This window comes from uncultured Bacteroides sp. (assembly GCF_910578895.1).
Taxonomy (GTDB): domain Bacteria; phylum Bacteroidota; class Bacteroidia; order Bacteroidales; family Bacteroidaceae; genus Bacteroides.
On sequence record NZ_CAJTSC010000059.1, the window covers coordinates 1 to 18379 of the forward strand.

Annotated in this window: 12 protein-coding genes; 3 read left to right on the forward strand and 9 right to left on the reverse strand. The window is 50.2% G+C overall.

Translation table 11 applies throughout. From position 1 onward, the window contains the following. The first annotated feature begins 501 nt into the window (after window positions 1-501). Window positions 502-1104 carry a phosphatase PAP2 family protein gene (locus QZ327_RS12275; protein ID WP_294619695.1) on the forward strand — a complete coding sequence of 201 codons (603 nt, stop codon included), beginning with the start codon at window positions 502-504 and terminating at the stop codon, window positions 1102-1104. Between the two features lie 80 nt (window positions 1105-1184). Here QZ327_RS12275 and QZ327_RS12280 read toward each other — a convergent pair whose 3' ends face one another. The 6 genes from QZ327_RS12280 to QZ327_RS12305 form a co-directional block, all read right to left on the reverse strand. Continuing rightward, complete coding sequence (locus QZ327_RS12280) at window positions 1185-2801, reverse strand: S41 family peptidase (protein WP_294619697.1); 1617 nt, start codon at window positions 2799-2801, stop codon at window positions 1185-1187. 2 nt (window positions 2802-2803) lie between these two features. Next, window positions 2804-3277 carry a pantetheine-phosphate adenylyltransferase gene (coaD, locus tag QZ327_RS12285; protein ID WP_294619699.1) on the reverse strand — a complete coding sequence of 158 codons (474 nt, stop codon included), beginning with the start codon at window positions 3275-3277 and terminating at the stop codon, window positions 2804-2806. After that, window positions 3274-5196, reverse strand: a complete 1923-nt coding sequence (locus QZ327_RS12290) for a DNA topoisomerase IV subunit B (protein ID WP_294619701.1) — start codon at window positions 5194-5196, stop codon at window positions 3274-3276. Before QZ327_RS12290 ends, coaD begins: the two co-directional genes overlap by 4 nt. A 76-nt stretch (window positions 5197-5272) precedes the next feature. Continuing rightward, window positions 5273-9265 carry a hybrid sensor histidine kinase/response regulator transcription factor gene (locus QZ327_RS12295; RefSeq protein ID WP_294619703.1) on the reverse strand — a complete coding sequence of 1331 codons (3993 nt, stop codon included), beginning with the start codon at window positions 9263-9265 and terminating at the stop codon, window positions 5273-5275. 39 nt (window positions 9266-9304) lie between these two features. Beyond that, window positions 9305-10441: an N-acetyltransferase gene (locus QZ327_RS12300; RefSeq protein ID WP_294619705.1), complete on the reverse strand. Its 1137-nt coding sequence runs from the start codon at window positions 10439-10441 to the stop codon at window positions 9305-9307. Window positions 10442-10498: 57 nt separating this feature from the next. Further along, window positions 10499-11464 (reverse strand): calcium/sodium antiporter, encoded by a 966-nt coding sequence (locus QZ327_RS12305; RefSeq protein WP_294619707.1) that lies wholly within the window; start codon window positions 11462-11464, stop codon window positions 10499-10501. A 619-nt stretch (window positions 11465-12083) separates the two neighbouring features. Between QZ327_RS12305 and QZ327_RS12310 the strand changes: the two genes are divergently transcribed. Then, window positions 12084-12479 (forward strand): hypothetical protein, encoded by a 396-nt coding sequence (locus tag QZ327_RS12310; RefSeq protein WP_294619708.1) that lies wholly within the window; start codon window positions 12084-12086, stop codon window positions 12477-12479. 284 nt (window positions 12480-12763) lie between these two features. Next, complete coding sequence (locus QZ327_RS12315) at window positions 12764-14569, forward strand: mechanosensitive ion channel family protein (RefSeq protein WP_294619709.1); 1806 nt, start codon at window positions 12764-12766, stop codon at window positions 14567-14569. A gap of 10 nt (window positions 14570-14579) precedes the next feature. On the opposite strand, the gene QZ327_RS12320 is transcribed toward QZ327_RS12315, so the two are convergent. From QZ327_RS12320 to QZ327_RS12330, 3 genes are all read right to left on the reverse strand, one after another. Continuing rightward, entirely contained in the window at window positions 14580-15788 is a 1209-nt protein-coding gene (locus QZ327_RS12320; protein WP_294619710.1) for a class I SAM-dependent methyltransferase, read from the reverse strand. Between the two features lie 104 nt (window positions 15789-15892). After that, window positions 15893-16639: a M15 family metallopeptidase gene (locus tag QZ327_RS12325; protein WP_294619711.1), complete on the reverse strand. Its 747-nt coding sequence runs from the start codon at window positions 16637-16639 to the stop codon at window positions 15893-15895. Between the two features lie 668 nt (window positions 16640-17307). After that, the coding region (locus tag QZ327_RS12330) for a hypothetical protein (RefSeq protein WP_294619713.1) at window positions 17308-18379 on the reverse strand (1072 nt) is incomplete at its 5' end.

The window sequence follows — 18379 nt, forward strand, 5'->3', positions numbered from 1 at the left end:
ACAAACGGAAACGGACCGGTGAAGAACAAACGGATAAGAACAGGCGGGCGAAATATTCCCGGAAGATGCTTATTATCAGCGATATACGAGTGCCACTTGTTTTCTGCAAGGTGGAACTTTATTCCCAGCTTGCCGGGAATGTGTTCCCACCTCATTGGGAATACGTTCCCAACATGCAGGGAACACGTTCCCAATTAAGTGGGAACATCTGGGGAAAAAGAAGCTGTCAGCCACGGGGCTTTTATTCACGGGATTTATCAGGAGTCGGAGGAAGAAGGGGACAACTCCTCCGTTAGCGGTTATTTATCTCTTCATTCGAAATAACATAGGTATTGAAATCTAATGTTGGTAATAATGTGACTGTCGCACAATTAAATATTTGAAAAACGATACCAAAGTTAAATGAAAAAGTCGCGTGGGCAAGGACAATAAAGATGAGGAGGTTTTGCGGATACTCTAAGGATTTGGATTATCTTTGCGCCAAACTAACAGGAAGATTTTATGAAGAGGGTCATTTCTTTCGTATTGTTCATATCCATTGCCGTGTCCGGACTTTTTGCGCAGAATTGGGACATTAATACATTGCACAGAGTGAATGGCTGGGACGGTAAGTTTGTCCGTAATTATAACAAGTTTATCTCACGTTCGGAACCCTATGTGGCTGTCGGCGTTCCGGTGGCGATGGCTCTGACGGCGTGGGTCAAGAACGACAGGGAGTTGTTGAAAGATGCCGTGTACGTGGGGACAAGTGTGGCGGGTGCCTTTGTGGTGACGTATGGCATGAAGTATCTCGCCGACCGCGAACGCCCGTACGACCGCTATCCGGACAGGGTGCATCCGTACAGCTATGAGAGCAGTCCCTCTTTTCCGTCGGGACATACCGCCTCCGCTTTCGCGCTCGCCACTTCTTTAAGCATAAAATATCCCAAATGGTATGTGATAGCCCCTTCCGCCTTGTGGGCTTGTTCGGTCGGGGTGTCCCGCATGAATGAGGGTGTCCATTATCCTTCGGATGTGCTTGCCGGTGCGGCTATCGGTGCCGGGTGTGCGGTAGTGAATGTCTACGTGAACCGCTGGCTGAACCGTTGGCTGTTTGGACATTGATGTGCGCCGCTCCCGAACCGGATATCGTTTTGCTTTGAAGTGGCAGAAGGATACGGCTATCGGAGCGTTGGCACACTTCTTCACTGTCTGACGATAGTGTGGTAGATGTCTTCGTTCAAGACTTTCAGTGCCTGTTGCACGCTGCTGTTCGTGGTGTTCATCACTTGGAAGTACTCGTTCATGTCCCATAGGTCGCGGGCAATGAGTGCTTTCAGTTGTGTCCTGATAAGCGGCAGGGACTTTTGGTATTGCTTCTCGTCGAACTTGATTTTCTCCTGCTCGGCAAGGGCGCGCATGCTTGCCAGCACCTCATCGGTGATTTCGAACTTGTCGTTGAACGCATCGAACTTCCTGTATTTGCTTTGCAGTTCTTTCCGATGGTTCTCTATGAATTTCATGGTTGTTTTGATAACCACTCCTTTTGCCAAGAGATTGCGGTGGTAGTCAGTGTATTGGGTAGTGTCTATCGGAACGAAGAAATCGGGCATGATGCCGCCTCCGCCATAGACGGTGCGCGCTAGTTTCTTGGTCTGGTATTTCAGGGAGTCGGGGAAATGTATGCTGTCGGCGTGCATCAGTTCGCCACGGTTGAAGCGGTCTGTCAGTTCCCGGTTATACTTCTCCTGGCTCTCCTCTCCGCCGGATGCGGCGTCCGCACCGGCAGTCTTGGCGTATGGCTTCTGGATGCACCGGCCGGAAGGAGTGTAGTAACGGGCAACGGTCAGGCGTATCATGGAGCCGTCCGGCAGGTCGATAGGACGCTGTACCAGTCCCTTGCCGAATGTACGGCGGCCTACCACCACGCCTCTGTCCCAATCCTGAATGGCGCCGGTGACGATTTCGCTGGCAGAGGCGGAGTATTCGTCTACTAAAACAATGAGACGCCCTTCTTTGAATTTCCCGTTTCCTTTCGCATAAAAATTGCTGCGGCGTGCCGCCCTGCCTTCGGTATAAACGATAAGGTCTTTCTGTTGCAGGAACTCATTGGCGAGGTCGATGGCGGCATTCAGATAGCCGCCGCCGTTGCCTTGCAGGTCGAGTATCAGGTCTTTCATGCCTTTTTTCTGCAACTCCTTCAAGGCTTTGAGAAATTCTTCGGGGGTGGTTGCCCCGAAGCGGTTGATGCGGATGTAACCTGTCCGGGGTTGTATCATATAGGCGGCATCCAGGCTGAGGATGGGTATTTTATCGCGTTTTACAGTGAAAAACAGGGTGTCGTCCACGCCACGGCGTACGATTGTAAGCTTCACTTCGGAGCCTTTTGCCCCGCGCAGCCGGCTCATGATTTCTTCCGTGCCCATTTTCACTCCGGCAATGGCAGAGTCGTTTACGGCTATGATGCGGTCGCCGGCAAGAATGCCCGCTTTCTCCGAGGGGCCGTTGCTGACGGGCTGCACTACAAGCAGCGTGTCTTCTATCATCTGGAATTGTACGCCGATGCCTTCGAAGTTGCCTTGCAGGGGTTCGTTCATCTTCTTTACCTCTTCGGCATCGTTATAGGTGGAGTGGGGATCGAGCTGTGCCAGCATCTTGACGATGGCTTCTTCCACCAGCTTGTTTTCATCTACGGAGTCCACATAAAGGTTGGCTATGGCAAACTCTGCCATCTGCAACTTGCGGAGGGCTTCTTTCCCTGCTTTCTGAGCCTGTGCCGGCAAGGCACATATACATAATAGGATAACAAAAATCTTTTTCATCGCTAACCGCCAATCACTTCATCACTTATTTCCATTCCTTCGGGAATGAACATGCTTATATCTTTTCCGAATTGCAACAGCTCGCGTACGGTGGTCGAACTTACGCAGGTCAGTTCCGGCTCCGTAAAGAGCAGGATGGTTTCAATTCCCGTCAGTTTCCGGTTGATGTCGGCAATGGTCTCCTCGTACTCGAAATCCTTCACCGTGCGTATGCCGCGTATAATCAGATTGGCATCCGCCTGTTTGGCGAAGTCGATGGTCAGGCAACTGTATGACTGCACTTTGACGCGAGGCTCGTTCCGATAGTAGTCCCGTATCATCTTTTCGCGTCTCTCGAGGGCGAAATGCGTGTTCTTGTTCTCATTGATACCTATTCCTATGACGATTTCGTCAATGAAAGTCAGCGCGCGGCGCACTACCGAGGCATGGCCGATGGTAAACGGGTCGAATGTGCCCGGAAAGATTGCTCTTCTCATGATGCCAGATCTTCTTCTATAACCAGGTTGTCGATGATAAAATTCTGTCGTTCCATGGTGTTCTTGCCCATGTAGAACTCCAGCAACTCTTTTACTAAGTCTGTTTTGCGCAGGGACACTTGCTCCAGGCGCATGTCTTTGCCGATGAAGTGCCTGAACTCATCGGGTGAGATTTCTCCCAACCCTTTGAAGCGGGTGATTTCCGGATTCGGTCCCAGTTCTTCGATAGCCTTTACCCGTTCGTCTTCCGTGTAGCAATAGTTTGTTTTCTTCTTGTTGCGTACGCGGAACAGCGGGGTCTGCAGGATGTAGACGTGGCCTTTCTTTATCAGGTCGGGGAAGAATTGCAGGAAGAACGTGATGATGAGCAGGCGGATGTGCATGCCGTCTACATCGGCATCGGTGGCGACAATCACTTTGTTGTAGCGAAGTCCTTCGATGCCGTCTTCGATGTTCAGCGCGGCTTGCAGCAGGTTGAACTCTTCGTTCTCGTAGACCACTTTCTTGGTCAGCCCGTATGAGTTGAGGGGTTTGCCGCGCAGGCTGAATACGGCCTGCGTGTTTACATCGCGGCTTTTGGTGATGGAGCCGCTGGCAGAGTCGCCCTCGGTGATGAAGATGCACGACTCCGTCTCCTGGTCCTTGCCCTTTCCGTCGCTCAGGTGGAAACGGCAGTCGCGTAGCTTGCGGTTATGCAGGTTGGCTTTTTTGGCGCGTTCGCGTGCCAGCTTGGTGACGCCTGCAATGGCTTTGCGCTCTTTTTCGGAGTCCTGTATCTTTTGCAGCATGACTTCTGCCACCAACGGATTCTTGTGGAGGTAGTTGTCTACTTCCGTCTTGATGAAGTCGCCTACGTATTTGTTTACGGTAGGACCTTCGGGCCACATGTTGTTGGAGCCTAACTTCGTTTTGGTCTGGCTCTCGAACATCGGTTCTTCCACATCGATGGCAATGGCAGCTACCAGCCCGTTGCGGATATCGGCATAATCCTGGTTTTTGGTATAGAACTCTTTGATGGTACGGGCGATATGTTCCTTTAAGGCGGTCTGGTGCGTGCCGCCCTGCGTGGTGTGCTGCCCGTTTACGAAAGAGTAGTATTCCTCTCCATACTGGTTGGTATGCGTAAAGGCGATTTCGATGTCTTCTCCCTTCAGGTGTACGATGTCATACAGTCCCTCGCTGGTCATGTTGTCTTTCAGAAGATCTTCCAGCCCGTGCCGTGAGATAATCCGCTGTCCGTTGTAGATGAAGGTCAGCCCGGTGTTGAGGTAAGTATAGTTGCGCAGCAGAGTCTCTACAAACTGGTTCTGGAAAGAGTAGTTCAGAAAGAGGGTGTTGTCCGGTTCGAAGAAGATATAAGTACCGTTCTCTTCCGTACTGTCCTGCATGCTGTCGCTCTGCAGTACGCCTTTCTCGAAAATTGCCGTACGTACTTTGCCTTCGCGGTAGCTGCGTACCTCGAAACGGCTGCTGAGTGCGTTCACTGCTTTGATGCCGACACCGTTCAGTCCGACGCTCTTTTTAAAAGCCTTGCTGTCGTATTTGCCGCCGGTGTTCAGTTTGCTGACCGCTTCCACCAGCTTTCCTTGCGGGATGCCCCGTCCATAGTCGCGGACGCTTATGCGGAGATTGTCTTCTATATTGACTTCGATGCGTTTGCCAGCTCCCATCTTGAACTCGTCGATGCTGTTGTCCATTACCTCTTTCAGCAGCACGTAGATACCGTCGTCGTTTTGCGATCCGTCGCCAAGACGGCCTATGTACATGCCCGAACGGACGCGGATATGCTCCATGTCGTCCAGGTGGCGGATATTGTCTTCATTGTATTCAACCCCACTGTTGCCGGTACTTGCACCGGTGGTCTTTTCTTCGTAATCGGCGGGACTTTCCAACGGCAAAGTCATATTATTATCTTCCATAGAAAACATCTTGTATTGTAAGCAGTGATATTCCGCAAAGTTAATAAGAAAATCAATAGCCGGTTAGGGACACCTGTTAATCTTCTGATTTTTTATTAAATTTACTCGGACTTACGTTATAGTATTTCTTAAATACCTCGCGGAAGTATTTGGCGTCTGAGAAGCCGACCATGTCGGCAATCTCCGTTATTGTATACTCGTCTTGTTTCAGCAATTGCACGGCATGCTGCAAGCGTATCATCCGGATATAGTCGGCAGGAGCATAGCCGGTCAGTACCTTCAGTTTGTTGAAGAAGCTTGTACGGCTCATGCGGTGCTGGCTGCTGAGCATGTCTACGTTGAAGTCCGGATTTCCCATGTTCTTCTCTATGCACTCCTTGACGGAAGCTATGAATTTCCAGTCCAGGCTGTCCGTGCAGTTGGCAGGAAGATGCTGCTCCTTGTCTTCGATGCTGTTGTAAATCTGGCGGAGCAAAGTACGGTTTGCAAGTATGTTCTTGACCGTTGCCTTGAGTATTCCCACGCTGAAAGGTTTGGTGATGTAAGCGTCCGCCCCGATTGCCAGCCCTTCGAGCATGTTCTTCTCGTCTCCCAGTGCGGTGAGCAGGATAATCGGGATGTGGGATATCGCGAGGTCGCCTTTTATTGCCGAGCAGAGTTCGTCCCCACTCATTTCGGGCATCATGATATCGGATATGACGAGGTCCGGATTGAACTCGCGTATTATGACAAGCGCTTCTTTGCCGTTGGGGCAGGACTGGATGTTATAATCCGTTCTGAACATATTGGCAAGATAATTACGCAAATCGTCGTTGTCCTCCACTATCAGGATGCGTTGCAAAGGTCCGCTTGCCCGGGGCGTTTCCGCCGGCGGCAGTTCGGGAGCGCCGGTTGGTATGATAGTTTCCGGAAGGTTATCCGTTGTCTTGGGAGAGATGAACTTTGCCTTGTGGAGGTGGCTGTTTCCTTTCGGGAAGGTGACCAGCACGGAAGTGCCTTGGCTCTCGGTACTTTGAATCTGAATGTTGCCTTTATGCAGTTTCACCAGTTTGTATACCAGCATCAGCCCGATGCCGCTGCCTGTCACTTTCAGATTGACGACATTGCTTCCCCGGAAATAATTCTTGAACAGTTTCTTCTGTTCGGAAGAGGGAATGCCGATGCCGGTATCCTTCACCTCAATGCTCCAGGTGTTTCCTTCCTCGCTGGCATAGATGCGTACGCTGCCGCCTTTTGCCGTGTACTTCAGTGCATTCGACAGGATGTTCTTCAGGATGGAGGTCATCTTGTCGCTGTCGAACCACACATTCAGGTAGTCGAAATTGCTTTCGTAAACGAAGTTGACATGCTTCATTTCGGCATATTTGCGGAAAGTCGTACAGATGTTGTTCATGTAGGTGTTCAGCTCGTATTCGGAGACATACAGGGCGGAGGAGTAGATGTCTATCCGTTCGAAGTTTATCAGGTTGGTTGTCAGCTGAAGCAGTGCGTTTACATTCTTAAGCGCCATGTTCATGTGCGGCAACACCTGTTCGGATACCATGCGGTTCTCCACGACTTCTTCCAGCGGAGCCTTTATCAATGTAAGCGGGGTGCGTATGTCGTGGGCGGTATTGATGAAGAACCGCGTCCTCTCGTCCGATACCTTCTTCTGCCTGTGCAGCATGATGATGCGGAATATGATGCCCATGACAATAATCAGCAGGATGGCATATCCTATCATGGCCCATGCGCTCGCCCATGCCGGAGGCGTTATGACAATCTGGATGTTTCTTGTCTCATAGGTCTTGTACCTCTCCTCGTTGGATATGGCACGGATTTGTAATGTATAGCTGCCGGGCGGCAGGTTTCTCACAATAATCCTGCCGTCCGGGCTCGGACGGCTCCACTCTTTATGAAAACCGTCAATCTTCCATGAATAAAGGATGTTCGAAGGATAATCGTAATTGATGGAAGCCACATCAAGGGAAAAGGAGTTCTGCTCGTGCGCCAGTTCCAGCCGGTCGGTTTCGTCGATGTCTTTTTTCAGCGGAGAGTCTTCGTCGCCCGGGTAAACGGGATGATAGGCTATCATGAAATCGCGCAGCAGCAAGCGCGAATAGCCCGGCTCCGGTATCTGTATGTCTATCGGGAACTTGACAACGCCGTCGTTGCCGCCGAAAACAACCGAATTTTTGCTGTAGGTGGTGGCGGAGCCGGCGTTGAAATTGACGCTTATCAAGCCTTGTTCCCGCGTCCAGTTGCGGAAGGTGTGTTCTTCGGGCGAGTAAATGGTAATCCCGTTTTCCGTGCCCATGATGAGATTCTCGTCCTGGCGCGGAAGGATTGTATAGATGTTGTCGGAAATCAACGCGCAGTTGTCCGTACGATACTGGTAGATGAACTTCTCCGTGTTGAGGTCGTATACAAGCAGTCCGGCTCCGCGGGTACCGATATACAGCCGCCCGTCTTCTTTCTGGTACAACGCGCATATATAGGGAGACTCGACAGGCAGGTCCATATACCGGTAAGCCCCGGTTTTCTTGTCGAGCAGGTATAGCCCCATTCTCGTGCCTATCCACATGTGCCGGCGGTCCTTCTCCTGAATGATTGTGATGGAGTTTACGCCCGGATACAGGCGCACCTCTTTGGTCTCGAGATTGATGCGTTTCAGATGATAATACCCGCCGGACCATACATTGCCTTCCGAATCTTTCTTGATGTCATATATGTACTGGTCGGGGCGTACTCCTGCCATGACGACAGGTGAAAGGTAACTTGTCTTGAAGCCGTCCTTCTTTTCTATCTTGTATATGCCCGACGTGTAGCCGCCCGCCCATATCACACCGGGAGAGACTTCGCACAACGCCAGGAAGATGTGGTTTTCATCGTCCGGCACAAGGTCGAAGGAGCTGAAGAAGGAACGCCACTCTTTCGTGGCTGTCCGATAAAGGCTGATGCCGTTGCTGGTTGCGAACCAGAGGTCGCCGTCGCTGTCTTCTATCACATCGTGGACCTGGTTATTCACAAGCGAACGGTGGTTGCCCAGGGAATGCTTTATCAGGCTGTAACTTCCGTAATGGTTGTTGCGGATTGTGATGCCGGTAGGATAGTTGGCAAGCCAGATGCGTTCGTCCTCGTCTACGTAGATGTCATTGATGTTGTTTCCGTTCATCGCGTTGTATCTGCCGTAGTCCGCCGTTATATAGGGTTCGCACACGTATGTGTCCACATCCAGCTTGTACACGCCTTTCCCGCCTGTGGCAATCAGAAGCTCCCGGTCGTTCAAGGCGGTAATCTGGTTTATCTTTGCATTGTTGGGCGCCTGGCAGGGTTTGATTTCCCCTGCTCCGTTCATGTCGTATACGAATATTCCCGCTTCATAGTTTCCCACGAACAGTTGTTTGGAAGCGCTGTGATAATAGAGTTTGTGTACCGGCGTATCGATGCTTCCCGCCGTTTCGTCGGGGAGCACTTGCAGCTCTCCCTTCTTTGCTTCGGCATGAAACAGCCCGCTTCCCGTGCCGATGAAGAAACGGTTGCCGCTTGTCTGTTCGATGGAGGCAATCTCACCGTCGACCGGTGCCGGTATATGCAGGGTGGCTCCGGTGCGGGTGTCATACCATGTGATGCTGTCTTTGCTGCATAGCCAGATGCGGTCGTTCTTGTCCAGATAGCCGTAGCTCAGGAGCGCCTGCGACTTGTTACGGATCAGTTCCGGATGCACGTAGGCAAGCTCGAACCTGTCATGCCGCGAATCGTATTTGAAAATACGCCCTTTCTGCCCGATTACCCATAGCACATGCCCGTTGTCCATATACAGCCAGCTCAGGGCGATGCGGGAGTCCAGTTTCATGCTCTCGTCCGAAAAACTGTAGTGCTTGATTTGCTTCCCGTCATACCGGTCTATGCCTTCCTGGGTCAGAAACCACATATATCCCTGCTGGTCTTTCTGTATGTGGTATATTTTCTGGTTGTTCAGCCCGTCTTCCAGCCCTATGTATTTATAAATCTGGCACCTGCCTGCGGTGCTTCCGATGAAGAGGATAACAAGGAGGAAGATTAGCCTGATGTCTGAATGTATTTTCATGTTTGTCATAGAAGATTCAAGAATTCAGAGTGCCGTTTCTCACTTTATAGCCTTGACAAAAGCCCTCCGGCGCTTGTGCTGCTCGGTTTTGAAATACTCCCACTGCGCCTGCACCTTGCCGTTCATCTCCAGTTCGGGATTGCTTTCCGCAAAGACAAAGCCCAGCTTCTGATACACGGGAATCAGGTCGGAGAAAAGCAGCGCGTTTATGCCCTTGTTCTGGTATTCGGGCTTCACCGCCACCAGCAGCAGGTCCAGCATTTTGGCGCGGCGTTTCATGAACAGGGCTTTCAGCAAGTGATACCAGCCGAAGGGCAACAGGCGCCCGCGCGATTTCTGCAAGGCTTCCGACAGGGAAGGCATGGAGATGCCCACGGCTATCAGTTTGTCTTCGGCATCTGTCACCAAGGTCACCATGCGCAGGTCCAGGATGGGCAGGTACATCTTCACATACTGGTCGATCTGGCGTTGCGACAGGGCTGAGTAGCCGTACAGCGGGCTGTATGCCTCGTTCATCAGTTCGAAGATGGCTTGCCCGTAGTCGCAGGCAATCTTCTTGGCAGAGGAATACTTCTTGATTTTGAGGTTGTACTTACGCTGTATCAGTTCTGAAATGCGCTTGTGCTTGTCGGGTATGGCGTCCGGAATGTAAATCTTGTATTCCACCCAGTCGGCATCTTTCTCGAAGCCCATGCGCTCCATGTGTTGCGGATAGTAAGGATAGTTGTAGATGGTTGCCATTGTGCCGAGCTGGTCGTACCCCTCCACAAGCATGCCTTCCGCATCGAAGTCGGTGAAGCCCAACGGACCCTGTATGTGGGTCATGCCCCGTTTCTTGCCCCACTCCTCGACGGCGTGTATGAGCGCTTCCGACACTTCGGGGTCGTCGATGAAGTCAATCCAGCCGAAGCGTACCTCTTTTTTATTCCAGGTTTGGTTGGCTTTATGGTTGACGATGGCGGCCACGCGCCCTGCTATTTTACCGTCCTTGTAGGCAAGGAAGTAATCGGCTTCGCAAAACTCGAAGGCGGCGTTCTTCTTCTTGTTGAAGGTGTTGAGCATGTCATCGTAAAGGTCGGGCACCGAATACGGGTTGTTTTTATATAGCGTGTAGTTGAAACGGATAAACTGTTTGAGTTCCTTTTTTGTAGAGACCTTTTTAATAGTAATTGCCATAGTAGTATGTTGTTATGAGTGGGCAAAGATACATGAAAAACTTTAAAAAGCAGTGCCTTACAGGCTATAAATGAGGAATGCCGTGTATGCGATGTAGCAAAGCGCCAGGATGCTTCCCTCGATGCGGGTGATGGTGCGCTTGGCAAAGAACAGCCCGAAGAGCCAAAGCAGGACGCTCGAGCCTGCCAGCACCCATAGGTCCAGGTTGGTGATGCCCGTCAGGTGCAGCGGGGTGATGGACGCGCTGCATCCCAACACAAGGAATACGTTGAACAGGTTGCTGCCCACCACGTTGCCGATGGCTATCTCCGGGTTTTTCTTCAAAGCCGCCACAATGGAGGTGGCGAGTTCGGGCAGTGACGTGCCGCCTGCCACCAGCGTTAGGCCGATGACGGATTCGCTCACTCCCAGGCTGCGTGCAATGCCGCTTGCGCCGTCCACAAAGAAGCTTCCTCCGGCAATGAGCGCGCCCAGTCCGCCCAGGATGTAGAGTACGGACTTCCAGAGCGGCAGTTGCCTGATGTGCTCCTCGCCGCCTGCCGTTGCTTCCGGGGAGTCGTGCGAGGCGATGGCAAAGGTGTAGCTCAGGAAGATGGCGAAGAAACAGAGCAGCAACAGCCCGTCGGTGGTGCTGAGCACGTTGGCTTCGTCTCCGTTCAGGAATACGTCGTTGGCGCAGACCAGCAAGGCTATGGAGGAGAGGATGCACAGGGGGATTTCTTTCTGCAAGGTGTTGCGACCCACCACAATCGGGGCGAACAGTGCGGTGCATCCCACAATCATCAGCGTGTTGAACAGGTTGCTGCCCACCACGTTGCCTACGGCGATGTCCGCGCTTCCTTTCAGTGCGGAAGACACGCTGACCGCCAGTTCCGGGGCAGAGGTGCCGAAAGCAACGATGGTCAGCCCGATAACGATGTTGGGGATGCGGAAGCGTTTGGCAACGGATGCCGCTCCGTCTGTCAGTCCGTTTGCGCCCGACAGGATAAGGAGAAGTCCTCCTACGAGTAACAGGATGTTCATGGAGTATGTTGTTTTACGGGCAAAGATAATGGAAAAATTCGCGTCATCCGCATCATCCGCGCCTAAAAGATGGTGCATAGGCGCGGATGATGCGTTTAATAAGGAGCTAAGGGTATTAAAAGGAGTTAAAGGGAGTTATCAGCCGCCAAGCCGGCTTAGAAGTCAGAGCCGATACTTCTGCAACGATGTCATACACAAGCGTATCGGTTCCGACTCCTTTAATTCCTGACGAGGCAATGCGAAGTGATAACTCCTTTGACTTCTGACGGAGCGGAGCGATAACTCTCTCGTAACTCTTCGGCTTCGTTTCGTGGCAAAAAGACGGCAAAACCGCCGTTTTGCTTACTCCCGCTCCTGCGCCTTGCTTCCGATATAGAAGCGCCTTGCATAAAACGCGGATGGATATGCTTCTTTTTCCGATAAAAATGCGCCGTTTATGCGGAAAACGGTTTTTTCTCCCGTTGGACACAACCATTTCGGCCGATAGATGTTAGCATCTGTGGCGAGGGACATTAGTGTTTGTCACGGTAGACACTAATGTCTGTCACGATAGACTCTATTGTCCATCACGAGCGGCATTAATGTCCCTCGCCACAGACACTGATATCGGACCAACGGGGTGCTCGTACAAAGCGTTTCCGGTGCTTTTCCGCGCCGGTTGGTTTGTAAGGATTTCGCTATCGCGCTGTATGTGTGCGAGATAAGCGTTCGCCGTTTCGTTTTTTCCGGCAGGCGGCACATCGGGGCGGAAACAGGCGATTCTGCGGCGCCGGGAAATACAGATTGTCAGAAAGACAGGTTGTGCTGGTTTTTCCGTTTCAAGGAGCCGGAGGGAGCTGTCGGGAGTCTCACAGGGAGTTGTCGGGAGCCGGAGGGAATTATATGGGAGGGTGTCGAAACGATAAAAGGCTTATATAATCACGTTTTTTCATTCGCAGATGATACGGATGCCGCTGATAAATCAAGAGAAAATCTGCGTTATCCGTATCATCTGCAACTGAAAGATGGTATATAAGTTGTTTCGGCATACGTTCTTTTAACTCTCAGCCCGAAGGGCGATAACTCCTTCCTGTTCTCTCCGGTTCTTGGGGATGAAGGCGCCGTGCCGGTAGTATGAACAAAGCGGCAAAAAAGTTTTTTTTCAGCCGTTTTTAGTATCTTTGCGCATGCGGTTCGATATGCGGTACGCTGTGTGGTGACGAATGAAAAAGGGTGGCAGCCCGGAAAGGAACTTGGGCGGCAGCCGTGCAGAACAGGCTTTTAACTGTATTAGGAATGACCGATAAATATTTTTGTAGGATGAGAGGTATTCGCGTTTTGTGCATCATGCTGATGCTGCTGGCGGCAAACGGGGCTTCTGCCCAATTGGTGGAGCAGGTCCTTCGTGCCATAGAAGGAGACAGCTTGGCTCCGGTTTCGACGGTAAAGGCGGATTCGGACTCGGCGGCGGCGCTGTCGGCGATAAAGCAGGAGTTGGAAGCCGCCCGGCTGAATGAGGCGAACTTGCGTATGGAAGTGGAGCAGCTCAGGCTTGCCAGCTATGCGGCGGACTCCGTGAAACAGGTGCGGCAGAAGCAGCGCATCGACTCGCTGCGCAAGGTGACTCCCGGCGTCCCCGTGGTGGTGGAGGGGGACACGCTGTTCTATCTCTATGCCAAACGTGGCGGGCACACCCCCCAGCAACGTGCCGAAATGGATGCCGCCGCTATCCTGGAGTTGGGCAAGCGCTTCAACCTGCGCCCCGATTCGCTCTATATGGAGAGCAGCGACATTGTCACCGACCTTATGTACGGCAATAAGGTCATCGCTTCCTTTATCGACCGGGATGGCTTGTGGGAGAACTGTACGCGCAACCAGCTGGCGGCGCATAACCGTGGCATCATTGTGGGCAAGCTGAAAAAGATGAAAGACGAGCACAGCCTTTGGCGGCTGGGCAAGCGTGTCCTGTTCTTTGTGTTGGTGCTTGTGGGGCAATATTTTCTTTTCAGGCTCACCAACTGGCTGTTCAAGAAGCTGAAAGTGCGGATACAAAGGCTGAAGGATACCAGGCTGAAGCCTTTCTCCATTCAGGATTACGAGCTGCTGGATACGCAGAAGCAGGTGAACCTGCTTGTCTTCCTCGCGAACCTGCTGCGCTATGTCATCATGTTCCTTCAGTTGCTGCTGACGGTTCCTCTGTTGTTTTCCATCTTCCCGCAGACCAAGAGCCTGGCATACCGGCTGTTTTCGTATATTTGGATTCCCGTAAAGAGCATCTTTACTTCGGTGGTGGAGTACATCCCCAACCTGTTTACCATCTTTGTGATATGGTACGCGGTGAAGTACCTGGTGCGTTTTGTCCATTACCTTGCCAATGAGGTGAAGTCCGAACGGTTGAAGATAAGCGGTTTCTACTCCGACTGGGCGGAACCGACTTTCCATATTATCCGCTTTCTGCTCTATGCCTTTATGATTGCGATGATTTATCCCTATCTGCCCGGTTCCAAGTCCGGGGTCTTTCAGGGCATATCGGTATTTGTCGGGCTGATAGTCTCGCTGGGGTCAAGCACTGTTATCGGCAATATCATCGCGGGCCTGGTGATTACCTATATGCGCCCTTTCAAGCTGGGCGACCGCATCCGGCTGAATGATACGACCGGCAACGTGATTGAGAAGACTCCGCTTGTCACCCGCATCCGCACGCCGAAGAATGAGGTGGTGACTATCCCGAATTCGTTCATTATGTCTTCCCATACCGTGAATTACAGTGCTTCTGCCCGTGAGTACGGTCTGATTATCCACTCGGAGGTGACAATCGGCTATGATGTCCCGTGGCGGCAGGTGCACCGGTTGCTGGTGGAAGCGGCGCTGAATACGCCGGGGGTGGTGGACGACCCGCGGCCTTTTGTCTTGGAAACCTCGCTTAGCGACTGGTATCCGGTGTATCAGGTAAACGCGTATATAAAGGAAGCCGACCGCTTGGCGCAGATTTATTCCGATTTGCATCAGAATATCCAGGACAGGTTCAATGAGGAGGGCATAGAGATAATGTCGCCGCACTACATGGCTACGCGCGACGGGAGCGAGTGTACGGTTCCGAAGAATGATTTGCGGGAGAAGAAATAGCTGCAAGGCGTTAAGGTTGCTTGCAGGCAATCAGGATTTTCTTCTCGTCGGCAAGTGTGGTGGCAAAAAGGTAGGTGTCTCCGCCTTCTGCCAGCTTCAGCCGCTTCCGGAGTTCGGTTACGCCGGTGGGGAAGTTGCGCACTGTGAGGTTGGCTTTCTTTTCCGCGCCTGTCAGTTCCTTCAGCTCTTTTTTGTTGAGGCTGCCGCTGCCGGTGATGCGGAACTTGCGTCCGGGAAAGTCTGCGATGTATGTGTCGGAAGTATAGAGGTGGCTGTTGGGATGCAATTTCTCCACATTATATATATGTGCAACGCTACGGAACGCTCCGGCTTTCAGGATGGATGCGTTGGGTTCGTATAAATACGTTTTCAGCGTGGAGGTGTACGGACACGGATATTCTTTCTCCTGCTTCCGGGTGAAGAGGAGGCATTGCGTCTCTTGCGATGCCGTGAGGTTGGTGCAACGGACAGGGATATCCTCGGAAGGCACTTCCGTCTCGTGTCCCAATACGAGGAGAAGCTCCTTGCATTCATTGTTGATGGAGACGATATGGGCGGCTTGTACATGCTTTAAATCGTGCAGCGCGAGCGTCAGGTCCAGCATGGGCGACAGTTTGACGAGGACATGCGACGCCTTCTCGAGCAACAGTTCCTCCAGGGCGGAGACATCGGGCTCGCAGTCGCGGATGGCTGTCGTTTTGCCGCCGTGGCCGTTGCGCCGTGCCGGGTCTATGAATATCCAGTCGGCATGCTCCATCGTTTGCAGGTGGCGGATGCTGTCTTCGTGGCAGACCGTGATGTGCTCTAAGCCTAAAAGCGGGAAGTTGTGGGCGGCAATCTTGCACAGCATCTCCTGGCGCTCTACATAAGTGGCGTGCTCGAAGCATGCCGAGAGGAAGGCGCAGTCGATGCCGAAACCTCCTGTGAGGTCGGTAAAGGTGGTGCGGTTGCCGTCTCCTGCTGCCGTGACTATCCCGGCTTTGTAGCGTGCCGTCGCTTCCGAGGAACACTGCTCCATGGAGAGGTGTGCCGGATACAGGATGCCTTCCCGTTTAGCCCAAGTGGGTATCTTCTCCTCTGCCGTCCGGCGTCCGGCGATTTGGATGATGGCGGCAGGTACATCCACCGACGGATATTTGCGTGCTTGCAAGGCAAGGCTGCGCACGTCATCTTTACGGTGTTCGCTGATAAAGCGGAGTGTCTCTTCGGTCAGTGTCATGGGCTTTGTTTGGATAACGCTGCAAAAATAAATGAAAATCGTGGGAATCTCACACCGGCAGGATAAAGAAAATGCTTTTTCTTTAGAGGAAAGATATGGGTTGTCTACGGAATTACCGGATATTTCTTCCTGGCTGTCTGCCGGTCAACGCGGTTGAAGTGCCACCACTCGCTGGGGAGCGGGCGGAACCCCGACTCTCTCATTACTTTGCGCAGAAGCCGGCGGTTCTTCAGCTCTTGCGGGGTGATTTTGCCGGTTTGCACCAACTGTTCTTCTTCGGTGATGTGGGCTTCCTTGCCGAGATAATCTACGGGAGTGCCCATCGGCAGCGGTTCGCCTTGGGCATTGAGGATGCTGACATCGACAGCCATGCCGTAGTTGTGCATGCCGCCGCCCCGTGCGGGGTTGGATACGTATATGTATCGGGGCGTTCCTTTTACCACGTTCCACATTTTCTGCTGGACGGACATGGGGCGTGCCGCATCATAGACGATGAGGCTGTAGCCGGTGTGTGTCTCTTTCAGGAGTTTTTGGGCTTGCAGCAGGCTTTTCATCGCCTCCGGGTGAAGATAGGCTTCGTGCAGGTCTTCATACAGCACCTGCCCTGTGAAATTGTCCGCGCGGGTGTACATCAGGTCTATGGCGATGGTGCTGTCTGCCTCGGCAATGTTGATGAAGCCGAGCGAGTCTAAATAAGCGGCGGTCTTGCTTTTGACCGGATATATAGGGTTTATGGCATCTGCATGGCACTCTTTTGCCACAACAGTTTGTGCAGGAGCCTGTTGGCGGCATCCGCTCATGGTAATGATAAGTATACAGGCAAAAGATAAATATTCTATAGGCTTTATCATATCTCAACTCTTCTTGCAGCGGACAAAGATAAGGGAAATATGATAAAAAGAGCCTTATTGGCGGAAGGGAATTAGGATGGTGCAGATGATGTATGTGTGCGGGGGGATGGCGGGTGCGGTAAGCCTTTACGTTGCCCCCTACTTTCGGGTAGGTTTGAAAGTGATAATTAAAAAAAAGGCTCTATCCCGTTAGGGGATGAGCCTTTTAGTTTGTGGACCAGCCTGGGCTTGAACCAGGGACGTCCAGATTATGAGTCGCAAATAATTGATTATCAATACTTTCTATTTGCTTTCTTGGTTTTTTCTTAAGGCTTGGAAACCAAGCCCTAAGATAGTATTTCTTTTTCAAGTAATATCTCCTCTTTTCCTCTATTTTCCTGAGGTGCGTGCAATTTGTGTGCAATTACGTGATTATATTATATAGTATGATTAAAGAACCAATTATTAAGACTGTGAATAAAATATTTCTTGGATTCCTACAAAAGCTTCCTAATTTCTCATTTTGTGGGATACTTAATATAAATATGATACAACAAAATAAAATCAATAGTAAACCTAAACCGATTAGATTAGTCACTAAAACTTTTATATTGCTATCTTTATTTTCAGAAAAGATATTCACGCATCCAAATAAAAAAGTTATAGCTGCCGTAAAAGCACCTACAATTTCAATATTGTATTACTTTTTTACGTATGGCCTGATAGTTGATAGGCTTATTAAATGATGACGGCATAAATAGAATTACATTATTAATTCTATATCTACACTCTCTATATGGTAGTTGAAATGGATAAAAGCTATTTTCTTCAGACCAACTCAATTTTTCTTCAAGCCTATGGATAAACTCTTCTAGAGAAGCAACCTCTTTTACTATTAATTCAGAATCCGTTTTCTTCTGTTTAATATCATGTCTTATGATACTAAATAGCTTATCTACAACTTTATAGTGTGGGAAAAAGTTCTGCACTCCTGTTAGCTTTTGGATATTGTCAATTTCCGTGTATTTTTCGATTAGTTGGTAGTAAGTAAACTCTTTGTGTTTTAATAAATAAGAAAATCGACAATTATATAAATAGTTTTTAATGGTATTTATGGCAAAAATATTGAATTCTTTTTGATGAGAGTAACTTCGACTGTACCTTTCAAAATTTTCAATTAGATTATCTATTTGAGTTTCGCTTCCATGATTCTTGTATTTGTTCATCAGAAGAATCATCTCGAAAAATTTTGCTTTTCTTTTATTACAAGCATCTTGTAAAGAGAAAATTCTATCACATCGCATTGCTCCTTTTTCATCTTCTCCGTGTAAGAAAAGGAAGTCATCATTTAATGATTGTAACTCTTTAATATCTATACTATTATCATCAATGGTATAAGATTTAAAATTTAAGACGTATTCTGATTTTCCTTTAAAATAAATGAGTTTTTTAAGCAAAAATGAACTTTTATTTAAAGCTATTCTAAAGATGTCTGCTATTTCATCTACATTTTTCTCTATTAACTTTTCTAAGTCAACTCTCATTAAGATGAGATTACGAATTGTTCGCTCATCATATGATAAAGAGTGGTCTATTTTACATAGGCGGAGGATAAATACGATTAAATATTCAAACAGTTCTATTGAAGAAGATTCTTCTTCATCTACAAAATAAGCATTTACAATATATTTATGATTTTCTCCATCTGTTTTTGTATTCATTAATAAAATGAAAGCACGATAATGAATTAGAACCTTAGTT

Coding starts and splice junctions, on each gene's coding strand:
- QZ327_RS12275 (WP_294619695.1), top strand. CDS start 502: ATGAAGAGGGTCATTTCTTTCGTATTGTTCATATCCATTGCCGTGTCC.
- QZ327_RS12280 (WP_294619697.1), bottom strand. CDS start 2,801: ATGAAAAAGATTTTTGTTATCCTATTATGTATATGTGCCTTGCCGGCA.
- coaD (WP_294619699.1), bottom strand. CDS start 3,277: ATGAGAAGAGCAATCTTTCCGGGCACATTCGACCCGTTTACCATCGGC.
- QZ327_RS12290 (WP_294619701.1), bottom strand. CDS start 5,196: ATGGAAGATAATAATATGACTTTGCCGTTGGAAAGTCCCGCCGATTAC.
- QZ327_RS12295 (WP_294619703.1), bottom strand. CDS start 9,265: ATGAAAATACATTCAGACATCAGGCTAATCTTCCTCCTTGTTATCCTC.
- QZ327_RS12300 (WP_294619705.1), bottom strand. CDS start 10,441: ATGGCAATTACTATTAAAAAGGTCTCTACAAAAAAGGAACTCAAACAG.
- QZ327_RS12305 (WP_294619707.1), bottom strand. CDS start 11,464: ATGAACATCCTGTTACTCGTAGGAGGACTTCTCCTTATCCTGTCGGGC.
- QZ327_RS12315 (WP_294619709.1), top strand. CDS start 12,764: ATGAGAGGTATTCGCGTTTTGTGCATCATGCTGATGCTGCTGGCGGCA.
- QZ327_RS12320 (WP_294619710.1), bottom strand. CDS start 15,788: ATGACACTGACCGAAGAGACACTCCGCTTTATCAGCGAACACCGTAAA.
- QZ327_RS12325 (WP_294619711.1), bottom strand. CDS start 16,639: ATGATAAAGCCTATAGAATATTTATCTTTTGCCTGTATACTTATCATT.